Annotated in this window: 13 protein-coding genes and 1 tRNA gene; 7 read left to right on the plus strand and 7 right to left on the minus strand. The window is 62.7% G+C overall.

The window, feature by feature from the left end; genetic code table 11:
- Window positions 1-22 precede the first annotated feature (22 nt).
- Window positions 23-1,018: a UDP-glucose 4-epimerase GalE gene (gene galE, locus A9K68_RS30785; RefSeq protein WP_065006113.1), complete on the minus strand. Its 996-nt coding sequence runs from the start codon at window positions 1,016-1,018 to the stop codon at window positions 23-25.
- A gap of 276 nt (window positions 1,019-1,294) precedes the next feature.
- Between galE and hemA the strand changes: the two genes are divergently transcribed.
- Entirely contained in the window at window positions 1,295-2,572 is a 1,278-nt protein-coding gene (hemA, locus tag A9K68_RS30790; protein ID WP_065006114.1) for a 5-aminolevulinate synthase, read from the plus strand.
- Between the two features lie 33 nt (window positions 2,573-2,605).
- Here the strand turns inward: hemA and A9K68_RS30795 are convergent, their stop codons facing one another.
- Together A9K68_RS30795 and mscL are read right to left on the minus strand one after the other, a co-directional pair.
- Window positions 2,606-3,772: a pyridoxal phosphate-dependent aminotransferase gene (locus A9K68_RS30795; RefSeq protein WP_065005826.1), complete on the minus strand. Its 1,167-nt coding sequence runs from the start codon at window positions 3,770-3,772 to the stop codon at window positions 2,606-2,608.
- A 112-nt stretch (window positions 3,773-3,884) separates the two neighbouring features.
- Window positions 3,885-4,307, minus strand: coding sequence for a large conductance mechanosensitive channel protein MscL (gene mscL / locus A9K68_RS30800; protein WP_065006115.1), 423 nt, complete (start codon window positions 4,305-4,307; stop codon window positions 3,885-3,887).
- A 231-nt stretch (window positions 4,308-4,538) separates the two neighbouring features.
- On the opposite strand from mscL, the gene A9K68_RS30805 reads away from it, so the two are divergent.
- Window positions 4,539-8,027 (plus strand): PAS domain-containing hybrid sensor histidine kinase/response regulator, encoded by a 3,489-nt coding sequence (locus A9K68_RS30805; protein ID WP_065005827.1) that lies wholly within the window; start codon window positions 4,539-4,541, stop codon window positions 8,025-8,027.
- Between the two features lie 130 nt (window positions 8,028-8,157).
- On the opposite strand, the gene A9K68_RS30810 is transcribed toward A9K68_RS30805, so the two are convergent.
- Together A9K68_RS30810 and A9K68_RS30815 are read right to left on the minus strand one after the other, a co-directional pair.
- Window positions 8,158-8,817, minus strand: coding sequence for a response regulator transcription factor (locus tag A9K68_RS30810; protein WP_029356776.1), 660 nt, complete (start codon window positions 8,815-8,817; stop codon window positions 8,158-8,160).
- 122 nt (window positions 8,818-8,939) lie between these two features.
- Window positions 8,940-9,377, minus strand: coding sequence for a hypothetical protein (locus A9K68_RS30815; protein ID WP_065006116.1), 438 nt, complete (start codon window positions 9,375-9,377; stop codon window positions 8,940-8,942).
- A 167-nt stretch (window positions 9,378-9,544) separates the two neighbouring features.
- On the opposite strand from A9K68_RS30815, the gene A9K68_RS30820 reads away from it, so the two are divergent.
- Both A9K68_RS30820 and A9K68_RS30825 read left to right on the plus strand, forming a co-directional pair.
- A complete protein-coding gene (locus tag A9K68_RS30820) occupies window positions 9,545-9,895 on the plus strand; it encodes a DUF952 domain-containing protein (RefSeq protein ID WP_065006117.1) in 351 nt (116 codons plus the stop codon).
- Complete coding sequence (locus A9K68_RS30825) at window positions 9,892-10,968, plus strand: quinone-dependent dihydroorotate dehydrogenase (protein WP_065005828.1); 1,077 nt, start codon at window positions 9,892-9,894, stop codon at window positions 10,966-10,968. The genes A9K68_RS30820 and A9K68_RS30825 overlap by 4 nt, the downstream gene beginning before the upstream one ends.
- A gap of 13 nt (window positions 10,969-10,981) precedes the next feature.
- On the opposite strand, the gene A9K68_RS30830 is transcribed toward A9K68_RS30825, so the two are convergent.
- A complete protein-coding gene (locus A9K68_RS30830; protein WP_082982084.1) occupies window positions 10,982-12,334 on the minus strand; it encodes an MATE family efflux transporter in 1,353 nt (450 codons plus the stop codon).
- Window positions 12,335-12,446: 112 nt separating this feature from the next.
- Here A9K68_RS30830 and A9K68_RS30835 point away from each other — a divergent pair, with 112 nt between their 5' ends.
- Window positions 12,447-13,349, plus strand: coding sequence for a histone deacetylase (locus A9K68_RS30835; RefSeq protein WP_029356785.1), 903 nt, complete (start codon window positions 12,447-12,449; stop codon window positions 13,347-13,349).
- 92 nt (window positions 13,350-13,441) lie between these two features.
- On the opposite strand, the gene A9K68_RS30840 is transcribed toward A9K68_RS30835, so the two are convergent.
- Complete coding sequence (locus A9K68_RS30840) at window positions 13,442-13,705, minus strand: DUF6460 domain-containing protein (protein WP_029356786.1); 264 nt, start codon at window positions 13,703-13,705, stop codon at window positions 13,442-13,444.
- 252 nt (window positions 13,706-13,957) lie between these two features.
- Between A9K68_RS30840 and A9K68_RS30845 the strand changes: the two genes are divergently transcribed.
- Both A9K68_RS30845 and A9K68_RS30850 read left to right on the plus strand, forming a co-directional pair.
- A tRNA-Gly gene (locus A9K68_RS30845) sits at window positions 13,958-14,031 on the plus strand.
- 276 nt (window positions 14,032-14,307) lie between these two features.
- Complete coding sequence (locus A9K68_RS30850) at window positions 14,308-15,033, plus strand: Crp/Fnr family transcriptional regulator (protein WP_065005829.1); 726 nt, start codon at window positions 14,308-14,310, stop codon at window positions 15,031-15,033.
- The last annotated feature ends 98 nt before the right edge of the window (window positions 15,034-15,131 follow it).

Below are 15,131 nucleotides of genomic sequence, written 5' to 3' on the forward strand. Positions count from 1 at the left end.
CTTTCGAGCTAAGAACTTGGTCTCAGCCCCGCGACGAATTCTTGCCGGTCAGAATGCGCTCCCAGGCCAGCGCGTCGGCGACGATCAGGTCGAGGTCGTCGCGCTGCGGCGTCCAGCCGAGTTCGCGGCGCGCCAGCTCCGAATTAGCGACTACCGCTGCGGCGTCGCCCGGACGGCGCTCGCCCATCCGCACCCCGAAATCATGACCAAAGACGCGCCGCACGCTGTCGATCACCTCGAGCACCGAATAGCCGTGGCTGTAGCCGCAATTGGCGACGAGACTTGTCCCGCCGGCGCGCAGGCGTTCCAGCGCCAGCCGATGCGCCACCGCCAGATCGCTGACATGTATGTAGTCGCGCATGCAGGTGCCGTCTGGCGTCGGATAGTCGGTGCCGAACACCTGCATAAGGGGTCGCTTGCCGAGCGCCGTCTCGCAGGCGACCTTGATCAGATGCGTGGCGCCAGGCGTGGACTGGCCGGTGCGGCCCTTCGGGTCGGCGCCGGCGACGTTGAAGTAGCGCAGCGCCGTATAGCGCAAACCATAGGCAATTGCGGCGTCGCGCAGCATCCATTCGCTCATCAGCTTGGACAGGCCGTAGGGCGATTCCGGTGCAAGGCGGGCATCTTCACGCACCGGCTCCAGCCCGGCGCCGCCATAGACGGCGGCGGTCGAGGAGAAGATGAAATTGGGCACGCCTTCGCGCACTGCGGTCTCGATCAGCGTGCGCGTCTTGCAGGTGTTGTTCTCGTAATAACCGAGCGGGTCGGCAACCGATTCGGGAACCACGATGGAGCCGGCAAAATGGATGATCGCGTCGACCTTGTTGTCGCGGATGATCGAGCCGACCAGCTCCCTGTCGGCGACATCGCCGACAACGAGCTTTGCCTCCGGCGCCACCGCCCACTCAAAACCGGTCGAAAGCCGGTCGAGGACGACAACGCTGTCGCCCGCGTCCAGCAGCTCCCAGACCATATGGCTGCCGATATAGCCGGCACCGCCTGTCACCAAAACCGTCATCCGCATCCTCGCTGCTCAAGATTTATCGGAAACTGTCTCAACACCTGCCTTACTGGAAAGCCTGCCGCTAGGTCATTAGTAGCATTAGTGCCTGCGGCAACCAGTCTCATCGGCGCGTGGCATAGTCCTGAAACAAAATTCATGCACATCAAGGGAATAGGCCATGATCCGTGGTCGTTAGGAACAGGCTTGGGGCGTGGCATTTTGACCAAAAAGGCCAAGTAGACGTCGAATAGGGCAATGATTATGATCCCACGCAAAAATTGGGAAGCCGAAATGAACTATCAGCGGTTCTTCGAAGACGCGATCGACCAGCTCCATGCAGAGCGTCGCTACCGCATCTTCGCCGACCTCGAGCGCATCGTCGGGAAATTCCCACGCGCCATCTGGCGCGCCAACGGCCGCGCCCAGGAAATCACTGTCTGGTGCTCCAACGACTATCTCGGCATGGGCCAGCATCCAGACGTCATCGCTGCGCTGCAGAACGCCGCCGGCAAGATGGGATCTGGCGCCGGTGGCACCCGCAACATCTCCGGCACCAGCAATCCGCTGGTCGAGCTCGAACTGGAACTGGCCGACCTGCACGACAAGGAAGCCGCACTCGTCTTCACCTCGGGCTTTGTCTCCAACGAAGCCTCGATCTCGACCATTGCGCGGCTTCTGCCCAACTGCCTGATTGTCTCGGACGAGTTGAACCACGCCTCGATGATCGAGGGCGTGCGGCGTTCGGGCGCCGAGAAGAAGATCTTTCGTCACAACGACGTTGCGCATCTTGAAGGCCTGCTGCAGGCGGCGGGCCGCGAACGCGCCAAGCTGATCGTCTTCGAGAGCGTCTATTCGATGGATGGTGACATCGCGCCGATCAAGCAGATCGTCGATCTTGCCGAGCGCTACAACGCCATGACCTATATCGACGAGGTCCATGCCGTCGGGATGTACGGACCGCGCGGCGGCGGCATCACCGAGCGCGAAGGGCTGGCAGACCGTATCGACATCATCGAAGGCACGCTGGCCAAGGCGTTCGGCACGCTCGGCGGCTATATCACCGGCACAAATGCGGTGATCGATGCCGTGCGCTCCTATGCGCCGGGCTTCATTTTCACCACAGCGCTGCCGCCGGCCATCGCCGCCGCGGCGACCACGTCGATCCGCCATCTGAAGCGATCGCAGTCCGAACGCGACGCACAGCAGCGCCAGGCGACGCGGACCAAGCAGGTTCTTACCGCCGCCGGCTTGCCGGTGATGGACTCCGCTACCCACATCGTGCCGCTGCTCGTCGGCGATCCCGAGCTCTGCAAGATGGCCAGCGACCGCCTGCTCGGCGTCCACGGCATCTACATCCAGCCGATCAACTACCCGACCGTGCCGCGCGGCACCGAACGGCTGCGCATTACGCCGTCGCCGTTCCATTCGGATCACCTGATCGCGGAACTTCAGGATGCGCTGGTTGAGACTTGGGATGCTTTGGGTATCTCTTACGGTTCTGCGGGCCGGCCTTCGGTGAGGGAAAGCGACCGCGTCATTCCGTTGCTGGTGCCGAAGTCCGGCGGCTGATCCCCGAGTTTCAACTCGGGGATCGAAGGCAACTCACATACTCGTCATCCACTTCGCCAGCCGGTGCGCCGCTTCCTCGAGCTGGTCGAGGCGGCGGTGGAAGCACAGCCTGAGGAAGGCCTCGCCGCCAGGGCCGAAGGCGGTTCCGGGTGCCAGACCGACATTGGCGCGGTCGACGATGTCGAAGGCGGCGGCGCGTGAATCGGTGATGCCGTCGACCGCGAAGAACAGATAGAACGCGCCCTGCGGCACGGTGAAGCGTGCCCTGCCGGTCGCAGCCAGGATGCCGCAGACCAGATCGCGCGCAGCCCTTGCCCGCTCCACCTGCTCAGCGATGAAGGCATCGCCTTCGTCGAGCGCGACGACCGCGCCGCGCTGCATGAACTGGGCAACACCTGAGGTCGAATACTGGACCAGGTTCTCGAACACCTGCTGCAGCGAAGGATGGGTCTTGATCCAGCCGACGCGCCAGCCGGTCATCGCCCAGTTCTTGGAGAAGCTGTTGACGAAGAGGATGCGATCTTCGTCGGCCATGATGTCGATGAAGGACGGCGCGCGACTGTCGCCGTAGTGGAACAGTGAATAGATCTCATCGGCGATGATCCACAGGCCCTTTTCGCGGGCGAGGTCGAGGATCGCCTGCAGCGTCTCCCTGTCGGCGGTCCAGCCGGTCGGATTGGACGGCGAGTTGACGAACAGCGCCTTCGTCCTTGGCGTGATCGCCGCCTCGATCTTGCCGACGTCGCAGGACCAGCCATTGCCGGACTGGTCGAGCGTGACAGCGACCGGGACGGCGCCCGCCACGCCGGCGGCTGCGGCGAAATTCGGCCAGGCCGGCGACAGATAGACGACCTCGTCCCCCGTCCCGGCGAAGGCATTGATCGCCAGCTGGATGGCATGCATGCCCGAGCCGGTGACGATGAATTCTTCCTCGGCGAAACTCTTGCCGAAATGCCTGACGTAATAGCGGGCGAGCGCCTGCCTCAGTTCGGGGATGCCTTTCTGCCAGGTATAGAAGGTCTCGCCGCCGGCCAGTGCCCGGGCAGCGGCATCGGTGATGAAGGCGGGCGTCGGCAGGTCGCCCTCGCCGGCCCAGAGCGGGATCATGCCGTCGCGGTCGCGGCCGCGGTTCATGACGGCGACAATGCCGCTTTCCGGCGCAGCCCGGGCCTCGGCGCGCAAATCCTCGATGAGGGTCATGGATGGATCCGTTTTCCGTCTTCTGGACAGCTAGCGTGTTTTACGACAGGCGAAAATAGAAAACCCCGGCCGAAACCGACCGGGGTTTTGGTCCAGGGAATCTGTCTTCGGATTATTGCCTGGCGAGGAGATCGCGAATTTCGGTGAGCAGCGCAACATCGGCCGGCGGCGGAGCGGCAGGCGCAGCTGGCTTCTCACGCTCCAGCCGCTTGCGCAGATTGTTCACGGCCTTGACCATCAGGAAGATTATGAAGGCGAGGATGATGAAATTCAGCGCGACGGTGATGAAACTGCCATAGGCGAAGACTGCGCCCTGCTTCTTGGCCTCCGCCAGCGATGCGGCGTTGACGGCTGAGGACAAGGGCAGGAAATAGTTGTTGAAGTCGAGTCCGCCGAAAATCGCCCCGATTATCGGCATGATGATGTCATTGACCAGTGAATCGACGATCTTGCTGAAGGCAGCGCCGATAATGACGGCGACCGCCAGGTCCATGACGTTACCCCGGGAAATGAATTCCTGGAATTCTTTCAGCATTCGACCCTCCTTGTTCTGACGGGCCAGGCCGCCGTCCTCGCCCGCTCGTTGGCTCCACGTGCACAATAGCAAAAACCTGCGGTTGCAGCATGGACAAAAGACCGTTTCCGCCGGCAAAATTCCCGAAGCCGCAGCTATCCTGCGCCGAAAGCCGCGATGGACTTGATCGCCAAGCTGTGATTGCGTCTCAGCAGGCCGGATGCAAAACCGGCAAGGGAGGATTGTCAGGCCGTGCAGGGCTGGTTCGTCGTCATCATTGCGATTGCCTATGTGACGTTGCTGTTCGCCATCGCCAGCCTCGGCGACCGGCGCTCAACGACATCCGGGTCTGACCGGGCCCGGCCCTTCATCTATGCGCTCAGCCTGGCGATCTACTGCACCTCCTGGACGTTCTTCGGTTCGGTCGGCCTTTCCTCCGAGCGCGGCCTTGAATTCCTCGGCATCTATATCGGCCCGGTGCTGGTGTTCGTGTTCGGCTTTCCGCTGCTTCGGCGCATCGTCAGGCTGGCCAAGACAGAGAAGATCACCTCGATCGCCGACTTCCTCGGCGCCCGCTACGGCAAGAGTTTCGCAGTAGCAGCGATTGCCACGCTGATTGCGACGGTAGGCGCGGTGCCTTACATGGCGCTGCAGTTGAAGGCGATTTCCGGTTCGGTCAGCCTGATGGTCGAGCATTATACCGGCTCGCCGCCCTCCTTCGATCCCTTCGTCAGCGACATCTCGCTGGTCGTCGCCATGCTGCTTGCGCTGTTTGCGGTGCTGTTCGGCACGCGCCACGCCGACGCCACCGAGCACCAGGACGGGCTGGTACTGGCCGTCGCGGTGGAAACGGTCGTCAAGCTCGCGGCCTTCCTGGCGATCGGCCTGATGGTGACCTTCCTGATCTTCGGCGGCCCGGGCGATATGGTCGACAAGCTCGCCGAGAATACACAAGTGCAGCAGGCGATGGGCTACAGCACGTCGCTCGCCACCTGGCTGGTACTGACGTGTTTGAGCGGTTTCGCCATCATCATGCTGCCGCGCCAGTTCTACGTCACCATCGTCGAGAACCGCAGCGAGGCCGAACTGCGCACCGCGACATGGGTGTTTCCGCTCTATCTGGTGGCGATCAACCTTTTCGTGCTGCCGATCGCGCTCGCCGGCTTGGCGCTGGTCGGTACCAGAACCAGCAGCGATCTCTATGTCCTGTCGCTGCCGCTGCTCAGCGGTCACGATGTGTTGGCCATGGCCGCCTTCATCGGCGGCCTGTCGGCGGCGACCGCGATGGTGATCGTAGAAAGTGTCGCGCTGTCGATCATGATCTCCAACGACCTCGTCATTCCGCTGTTTGTGCGTCGCCTGCTCAAGACCACGACATCCGAGAACGAGGACTGGTCAGCGCTCATCCTCAACGTGCGACGTGCGGCGATCTTCATCATGCTGTTCATCGCCTTCCTCTACTATCGCGAGAGCACCGACAGCGCGCGGCTCTCCTCTATCGGCCTGATGTCCTTCGCCGCGATCGCGCAGTTCGCGCCGGCCTTGATCGGCGGACTGATCTGGCGCGGCGCCAACGGCAGGGGGGCGGCGCTCGGCATGGTCGCCGGCATCGTCGTCTGGAGCTATACGCTGCTGCTTCCTTCGCTCGCCGCGTCCGACACCGGCATTGTCGTCCACGGCCTGTTCGGCTTCGACGCATTGCGGCCGCAAGCGCTGTTCGGCACCATCGCCGAGCCGCTGAACCACGGCGTCTTGTGGAGCCTGTCGATCAACACGCTGTTCTTCGTGCTCGGCTCGCTGTCGCGCGCGTCGGTGCCGCTGGAACGCATCCAGGCGTCGATCTTCGTGCCGCGCGAGGCGAGCCCGATGCCGAGCCTGCGCCGCTTCCGCACCACCGTCACCGTCAACGACCTCAAGGACACCATCGCGCGCTATCTTGGCGTCGAACGCACCGAGCGGTCCTTCCAGTCGTTTGAAGAGAGCAGCGGCGCTTCGCTGCACGGCAACGAACAAGCCAGCATGGACGTCATCCGCTTCTCCGAGCAGCTTCTGGCGAGTGCCGTCGGCTCCTCCTCGGCTCGGCTGATCCTGTCGCTGCTGCTGCGCCGCAACGACCGCGAATCCAAGGATGCCTTCCGCCTGCTCGACGACGCCACCGAGGCGCTGCAGCACAATCGCGACCTGCTGCAGATCGCGCTCGACCAGATGGAACAAGGCATCACCGTCTTCGACAGGGATTTCCGGCTGATCTGCTGGAATCGCCAGTATCGGGCGCTGTTCGACCTGCCCGACGAGATGGGCCAGGTCGGCGTCTCGCTCGACCGCATCCTGCGCCACCTGGCCGAGCGCGGCGACATTCCGGCCGACCAGCGGGTGGCGATGCTCAACCGCCTCACCAGTTTCGTCAGCCCATGGCAGATGGAGCTGAAGACCAGCGGCCGCATCCTGGAGTTGCGCTCCAACCCAATGCCAGATGGCGGCATCGTCGCCACCTATGCCGACATCTCAGGGCGCGTCGAGCAGGATCTGGCGCTCAAGCGCGCCAATGAATCGCTGGAACAACGCGTCAAGGACCGCACTGTCGAACTGACCCGCGTCAACGAGGAACTGGCACAGGCGCAGATGCTGGCCGAGGAGGCCAATCTCGGCAAAACGCGTTTCCTTGCCGCCGCCGGCCACGATATCCTGCAGCCCCTGAACGCCGCCCGCCTCTATTGCTCGTCGCTGATCGAAAAGGCCGGCAAGGGCCCGACCGGCAAGGCCGCAAACAACATCGAATCTTCGCTGGAATCGGTCGAGACCATTCTCGGCGCGGTGCTCGACATCTCCCGCCTCGATGCCGGCGCGATGAAACCGGACGACACCGTCTTCAGCCTGGACGAGCTGCTGCGGCAGATTGGCAACGACTTCCAGCCGCTTGCCGCCGAGAGGAAGCTCGGCCTGACGATCATGCCCTCGTCACTCAGCGTGATGACGGATCGCAATCTGCTACGCCGCCTGATCCAGAACCTGGTGTCCAACGCCATCAAATACACGCGCCATGGCCGCATCCTGGTCGGCGTGCGGCGGCGCGGCGAACTGGCCGAGATCCAGGTAATCGATACCGGCATCGGCATTGCCGGCGATAAGCTGAACACGGTCTTTCACGAATTCACCCGGCTCGACGAGGGTGCGCGCGAAGCTGACGGCCTCGGGCTCGGCCTCTCCATCGTCGACCGCATCGCTCGCGTCTTGCGCCTCGAACTCCAGATCTTTTCAAACCCAGGCAAGGGCACGCGCTTTTCCGTCATCCTGCCGGTCGCGGCAGCGCAGGAGCCACGGCGCGTGGTCACGGCGAAAGCGCCGGTCCGCACTGCTGCTTCGCTTGCCGGGCTTCGCGTGCTCTGCATCGACAACGATGCCCGCATCCTCGACGGCATGCGGCTGCTGCTCGAAGGCTGGGGCTGCAGCGTCGACACGTTTGCCGGCACGGGGGATCTCGAGGGGTCCGTCACGCATCGCCCCGACATCGTGCTTGCCGACTACCATCTCGACGGCGAGACCGGCCTTGACGCGATCGTCAAACTGCGTGCGATCCACGGCCAGGACATGCCGGCCGTGCTGGTCACCGCCGACCGCTCGAGCGAGGTGCGCGCCACCGCCGGCAGACTCGACGTGCCGGTGATCAATAAGCCACTCAAACCAGCGGTGCTGCGCTCGATGATGGCGAGGGTCAGGCCGCTGGCGTCCGCGGCCGAGTAACGGTCATAATCTTTGTGTTGACCAAGGATGCTGGAGCGGGATGCGTTCAATTGAACGGGCACCCCGCTCTATCTATCTGTTTAGCCGCTGCAACGCCAAGTGATTCCACTTGGCTGCAAAATGCTCTAGCTCAGCTGGCTGCCTGCAGCGGGTCGCTGCCGATCTTGGAGAGCAGGATCACCGCCTGGGTGCGGCTGTCGACGCCAAGCTTCTGCAAAATGGCCGAGACATGCGCCTTGATCGTCGCTTCGGAGACACCGAGTTCGTAGGCGATCTGCTTGTTGAGCAGCCCTTCGCCCAGCATGCCGAGCACGCGCGTCTGCTGCGGCGTCAGCGTCTGCAGCCGCTTGATCAGATCGGATATCTCGGGATCGCGCTCGACGCCGAGATCGATGCCCGTGGGCGCAGCGATGTCGCCGGCAAGCACCGACTGCACGGCGCTGCGGATTTCCTCCATGCTGGCCGATTTGGAGATGAAACCCGAAGCGCCGAGATCAAGCGCGCGCCGGATGGTCACCGGATCGTCATGCGCCGACACCACCACCAGCGGCACCGTCGGGTGGATGCCGCGCAGCGAGATCAGACCGGAAAGGCCGCTCGCGCCCGGCATGGACAGATCGAGCAGCACCAGATCGACGTCCTCATTGGCCACGACCAGCGCCTTGGCGCTTTCGAAATCGCCGGCCTCGTGAATGCCGGCGACATTGCCGATGCCGGCAAGCGCCTCTCTCAGCGCGCCGCGAAAAAGTGGATGATCGTCAGCGATGACGAAAGTGTAGCCTGACGGCACATGACCCTCCCCGAATCCCACTGATTGTCTGCTTCTTACGGGATCAGTCGAACGATTATGCGACGATATCAGCCGTTTTCAAGCGGCAAGCCTATGCGCCGGGTTCGCACGGTGAATGGTGCTCAGGTTTTTTGCGAATTGGGCTTGGCGCTATCCTCGCCGCTGTCCTTTTCCATGTCCTTGACGATACCCATGAAGCTGCGCAGGAAGCGCTCCATGTAGCTCATCGTCTTGTTGAAATCCTCCTCGCTGGGCAATGTCGACTCAAAGCGGGCCGCAAGCGAGTTCTCGAGCTTGACGACGCGCTGGTCGAGCGCCTTCACCGAATTCTGCAGCCGGTCGATCTCGTCCTGGAAGGCGGCGCGTTCATCGGCCGCCATCTTGCAGACGAGCTGGCCGGAACGCTCCTCGCAGATCGACATCGCACCGGTCTGCGTGTCCATGCGGACATAGCCGGTGGCCGACTTTTCCAGCCGGTAGCGGTCGGTCTCCTCGGAAAAGGCTGATGCCGCGACGAACGAGACGAGTGCTGCGGGAATCAAGACGTGCTGCGGACGCATATTGTCCTCCATAGGCCAGTAAGCGCAATTTATCGCATGTTTGCGCCGGAAATGGGGAAGAACCCTGGCCTTTACCTTACGCAGATTCTTGTCGGAAAACCGTGTGACACTTTTCCGGAACCTGCTTGCCTCTTCCCCGTATGGTTGGTTCGGACTATAGCGCAACCATGTCTCAGATTATCTACAAGATAGTACCGGAACCGTTGTGGCGCGAGGCCGAAAGAAATGGCCGCTTCACCGGCGCGCCGATCGATGTCGCCGATGGCTTCATTCATTTTTCCACCGCCGGCCAGGCCAGGGAAACGGCGGCAAAACATTTTGCCGGCCAGACCGGGCTGCTGCTGGTCGCCATCGATGGCGCCAAACTGGGTGATTTGCTGAAATACGAGGTCTCGCGCGGCGGCGCGCTGTTCCCGCATCTTTACGGCCCGCTCGACCTCAAGGCCGTCGTCTGGGTGCAACCGTTGCCGCTCGGCACCGGCGGCCTGCACCAGTTCCCAACGCTGGAGGCCGAATGAGCGTGCTCGACCGGCTCGGCCAGAGGCTCCTGTTCGCATTCGATCCGGAAGCCGCCCACGGCCTGTCGATCGCCGCGCTGAAATGCGGGCTGCCGGTCGCCCGGCGCCCCGTGCGCGACGACAGGCTGAAAGTCAGCGTCTTCGGCATCGATTTCCCCAATCCGCTCGGCATGGCTGCCGGCTACGACAAGAACGCCGAGGTTCCCGATGCGCTGCTTGGCCTCGGCTTTGGCTTTGCCGAGATCGGCACGATCACACCGCTGCCGCAGGCCGGCAACCCGAAGCCGCGCATTTTCCGGCTGACATCGGACGAAGCGGTGATCAACCGGCTGGGCTTCAACAATGAGGGTCACCAGGCTGCCGAAGAACGGCTTGCTGCCCGCAAGGGCCGCGCCGGCATCGTCGGCATCAATATCGGTGCCAACAAAGACAGCACCGACCGCGTCAGTGACTATGAACGCGGCGTTGTCAGGTTTGCGCCATACGCCAGCTACCTGACGGTCAACATCTCCTCGCCGAACACGCCGGGTCTGCGCAACATGCAGGCCCGTGAACAGCTCGGCGAGCTCCTGTCGCGCGTAATGGCCGCACGTACGGCAGCTGCAGCGCAGCCGCCCATCTTTCTCAAGATCGCGCCGGACCTCGTTGAGGCCGAGCTGGAGGATATCGCCGCCGAGGTCACCGAGAAGGCAATAGACGGCGTCATCGTTTCCAACACCACGATTGCGCGGCCGCGGCTGCGCAGCGCCGGTTTCGCCGGCGAGACCGGTGGGCTTTCGGGAAAACCGTTGTTCGAGCGCTCGACCATCGTGCTGGCAAAGATGCGCAAACTGCTTGGCCCGGACCGCGCCATGATCGGCGTCGGCGGCGTCGATTCCATTGAGACGGCGCTGGAGAAGATCCGCGCCGGCGCCGATCTCGTCCAGCTCTACACCGGCATGATCTATGCCGGGCCTACGCTGCCGGGCCGCATTCTTTCTGGAATGGTCCGGTTCGCGGACATGCAACGGCTCAAGTCGCTGCGCGAGTTGCGCGATACCAGCCTCGATCAATGGGCGTCCAAGCCGCTCTAACCCGAAGTACGCTCTAAAAGGCTGTCCGCATCCGCACGCGCAAAATGGCAAGCAGGCTGAAGCCGCGCACCAGCAGGAAGACGTGCAGCGCCGCCCACAGGCCGTGATTGCCGAAGGCCGGCGCCAGGATGAGCAAGGCCGCGCTGAAGACAAGGAACGACAACAGCATCATGTTACGCATGTCGCGCGACCAGGTCGCGCCGATGAAGACGCCATCCATCTGAAACGCCAGCACGCCGCTGAGCGCGGTGAACGCCGCCCAGGCCAGATAGTTGTCGGCAACGGCGCGAACGTCTTCCGACGTCGTGATCAGGGCGACCAGATCAGTACCGCCCAGCAAAAAGACGAGCGTCGCCGCGGCCGCCAGCCCGAAGCCCCAGAACAGGGTCAGCCGCACCGCCTGCCGGAATTGCATCGCGGCACGCGCGCCCACGGCACGCCCGGCGAGCTGTTCGGCCGCCGTGGCGAAACCGTCGAGGAAATAGCCGGCGATGAGGAAGAAGTTCATCAGCACTGCGTTGGCGGCCAACGTCACCGTGCCGAATTGCGCGCCCTGGCGAGTGAACAGTGCGAAAGCGGCGAGCAGCGAAAACGACCGGATCATGATGTCACGGTTGAGCGACATCATGCGCAGGAATGCCGACAGGTCGAGGATGCGATGGCGCGGCAGCCGGGGCGCTGCCCAGAAACGCCGGCCGATGATCGCCAGGCCAAGGAGCATGGCGACGAATTCACCGGTGACGGTGGCCCAGGCGACACCGGCGACGCCCCAGCCGAGCTCCAGCCCCAGCAGGATGCAGAGCGCAATGTTGATGCCGTTCAGCACCAATTGCAGCATCAGGCCCAGCCCGCCCTCGCCGCGCCCCAGCACATAGCCGAGGATGGCGTAGTTGATCAGCGAGAACGGTGCGGCGAGCAATCTGATGCGGATATAGACGGCCATCGCCTCGCTGACGCGCGCCTCGGCGCTCATGAACCATTGTCCGGCGATGGCGACCAGTGGCGCAAGTGCGGCAAGCACAATGCCGGCGACGACCGCGATTAGCACGGCGCGCCAGAACACCGCCTGTTCCTCCAGTTCGTCGCCGCGTCCGAGCGCCTGGGCGACGAGGCCTGTGGTGCCGGAACGCAGGAAATTGAAGGAGGTGAAGACGACGTCGAAGACCAGGGCGCCCGCCGCCAGACCACCGAGAAGGGCAGCGTCGCCCAACTGCCCGACCACGGCCGTGTCGACGATGCCGAGCAGCGGCGTCGTCAGATAGGCAAGCGTCATCGGCACCGCGATGGCGAGCACCGAGCGGTTGGTGACGACGAAAGACCGGCCGTTGGCCGCTGCTGACACCTGATCCAGGACCCGCTTCCCCATCGTGGCTTGATCGAACAGCCGATGTGGCCCAGATTCCGGACGCCGCGCAACCGCTCATCCCGCCACGGCCAACCGAAACCCGCCTCTGGCGCACCCGCCGTAAACCACCCAAATGCCCCTGCAGATCGTTCATCATCCCGACTACGACGCCGGCTTCGCAGTCAACCATCGCTTCCCCATGAGCAAATACAAGCTGCTGATGGAAGCCTTGGGCGCGCGCGGACTGACCGGCCCCGCCGCTCTCAACGTGCCCGAACCGGCGCCGGCATCATGGCTGAAGCTTGCCCATGCCGCCGGTTATGTCGACCAGGTGCTGGCCTGCGAAGTGCCTGAAAAAATCGAGCGCGAGATCGGCTTTCCGGTGGGCCCGCGCGTCTCGCTCAGGGCGCAGCTCGCAACGGGCGGCACCGTGCTGGCAGCGCGGCTGGCGTTGCTGAACGGCATCGCCTGCAATACCGCCGGCGGCAGCCATCATGCGCGGCGCGCGCAAGGCGCCGGCTTCTGCACCTTCAACGATGTTGCCGTGGCTTCACTGGTGCTGCTTGCCGAAGCTGCCGCCGGCAACATCCTGATCGTCGATCTCGACGTGCATCAGGGCGACGGCACGGCGGATATTGTTGGCGAGGAGCGGCGCGTATTCACGTTTTCCATGCATGGCGACCGCAACTATCCGACGCGAAAGATCGCTTCCGACCTCGACATCGCTCTGCCCGATGGCACCGGCGATGCGGCCTATCTCGAAAGGTTGGGCGGCGTCCTGCCGGAACTCACCGCCAAGGCGCGCTGGGACATCGTTTTCTACAATGCTGGGGTCGACGTTCATGCCGAGGACCGGCTTGGCAGGTTGTCACTGTCGAACGAGGGGCTGCGCGCCCGCGACGACATGGTGATCCGTCATTTCCGCGCGCTCGGCATCCCGGTCTGCGGCGTTATCGGCGGCGGCTATTCGACTGATGTGGCGGCCCTCGCCGCGCGCCATTCCATCCTGTTCGAAGTGGCGTCAGGGTTCGCCTGACGACCTTCTAGGACTTCCCTGCCGAACCACAGGTCAGCGGAGCAAAAGCCGGCCCACTTTTGCTACACTGACCTTCGGCTTGGGGTCATGCTCTATTTCCGATAGTTGGCGATCCTGAGCAGGATGAAGGCCGGAATGACAATCGCCGCGCCCAGCAAGATATAGCCGAGAAAACGGTCAATGGCGCGGAAGCCCAGATTCCAGAGATCGACGAAGAAATTCCGGACACCGTAGAGCACATCCATCGGCGACCAGCCGAATGCGTTCATGACTAGGCCGACGAGGAACGATACCACCAGCAGCTTCAGGAACACCCGGAGCGGCGAATCGCCGAGAAAGCGCGTCAGTGCGGACAAGGCGTGTCTCCAGATTCGGTTGCCCCGATTCGGGCACAGGTCCAGAAATACGCACTTGCCGCGCTGGCATCAAGGCGGGTCTCTGACTCCCAGTTGCTCCGCATGGCGGGTTGGCCGGATTGTCTGCTCGCCAACTTATGTTGCAAGGCCGGCTCCCTTGCCATGACGGAGTTACAGTCGGATGGCTGGAAGGCACGAGTGCACGCTTAACGATTGCCCGAACGCCGGCTTGCGTGGTAACGAGGCTGCTGCGCGGGTATGATGTAATGGTAGCTTGTCAGCTTCCCAAGCTGAACGCGCGGGTTCGATTCCCGCTACCCGCTCCACCTTGCCCTATAAGGCATTGAGGTTGCTGATGAGCTGCGAGCGGTAGACGTCGAACTTGGCCTCGTAAAACCAGTCGTCACCTTGGGGCGGCTTGGCTACCAAGGTAGGCATCATCGGCGGGAATGAAGTCGAGCCTGCCGGCGCCGGCACTCACAGGGCCCACATGATCGGGTCTAGGTCGCCGGCACATATGAACTGGATAGAACATAACGGGATTCTAATAAGAGGCGGCAACAAAAGATGCTGATCCGCGTTTCTAGTCAAAGGGGACCGCGATGTTTGGCAAAGACCTCTTGGTTCGCATGCTTGACCGCCGCGACGCCTTGCCGCCAGACGAAGTCGCGCTTATTGAGGCTCTTCCAGTCCGGCCGGTGACTTTTGGACATGATGAGGAGATCGTCAGGGAGGGTTCCCGCCCCGCCGAAAGCTGTCTTCTCGCGAATGGTTTCGCAGTTCGAAACCAGGCTATTCGGGAAGGAAAGCGTCAAATAACGGCAATTCACGTGCCGGGAGACTTTGTCGATCTGCATAGTTTACTGCTAAAAGTGATGGATCACAGCGTGAGCGCGCTGGGTTCGTGCGATGTTGTTTTCATTCGACACAAAGACCTGCTCACAGCAATGGGTGGAAGTCCACATCTCACCCGGATGCTCTGGCTTTCGACGACTATCGATGCCTCAATCCAAAGGACCTGGATAACCTGCCTCGGGCGTCGCTCCGCCAAACAGCATCTCGCACATATAATCTGCGAGTTGTATGTCCGGTTAGAGATAGTTGGATTGGCCTCTGACCAGACGTTCGCGATTCCACTGACCCAGGCGGAATTGGGCGACGTGCTTGGTCTATCAGTAGTTCACGTGAACCGGACGCTGCAGGAACTTCGTGCGAAGGACCTGGTTAGCTGGAAAGACAGGAGGATTGTTATCCTGGATTTCCAGCGATTGGCCTTACTGGCCGACTTTGATACGACCTACCTCAATCTCTTCCATGAACCTCGGTGACCGCGTCGGCCAGGACGCGTCAACGCGCTAATGCGGCATCAAGATTTCTCGTCAACTAAACAATGTGAATGAGCTTTCGCTCCGGATCGATTACAGCT

Origin of the sequence: Mesorhizobium sp. AA22 (assembly GCF_001672375.2) — a bacterium.
GTDB lineage: Bacteria > Pseudomonadota > Alphaproteobacteria > Rhizobiales > Rhizobiaceae > Mesorhizobium > Mesorhizobium wenxiniae.

Excerpts from the sequence above, each read along its gene's own strand:
- A9K68_RS30850 (WP_065005829.1), top strand. The coding sequence starts at position 14,308 with ATGTTTGGCAAAGACCTCTTGGTTCGCATGCTTGACCGCCGCGACGCC.
- mscL (WP_065006115.1), bottom strand. The coding sequence starts at position 4,307 with ATGCTGAAAGAATTCCAGGAATTCATTTCCCGGGGTAACGTCATGGAC.
- hemA (WP_065006114.1), top strand. The coding sequence starts at position 1,295 with ATGAACTATCAGCGGTTCTTCGAAGACGCGATCGACCAGCTCCATGCA.
- A9K68_RS30835 (WP_029356785.1), top strand. The coding sequence starts at position 12,447 with ATGCCCCTGCAGATCGTTCATCATCCCGACTACGACGCCGGCTTCGCA.
- A9K68_RS30820 (WP_065006117.1), top strand. The coding sequence starts at position 9,545 with ATGTCTCAGATTATCTACAAGATAGTACCGGAACCGTTGTGGCGCGAG.
- A9K68_RS30825 (WP_065005828.1), top strand. The coding sequence starts at position 9,892 with ATGAGCGTGCTCGACCGGCTCGGCCAGAGGCTCCTGTTCGCATTCGAT.
- galE (WP_065006113.1), bottom strand. The coding sequence starts at position 1,018 with ATGACGGTTTTGGTGACAGGCGGTGCCGGCTATATCGGCAGCCATATG.
- A9K68_RS30815 (WP_065006116.1), bottom strand. The coding sequence starts at position 9,377 with ATGCGTCCGCAGCACGTCTTGATTCCCGCAGCACTCGTCTCGTTCGTC.
- A9K68_RS30795 (WP_065005826.1), bottom strand. The coding sequence starts at position 3,772 with ATGACCCTCATCGAGGATTTGCGCGCCGAGGCCCGGGCTGCGCCGGAA.
- A9K68_RS30830 (WP_082982084.1), bottom strand. The coding sequence starts at position 12,334 with ATGGGGAAGCGGGTCCTGGATCAGGTGTCAGCAGCGGCCAACGGCCGG.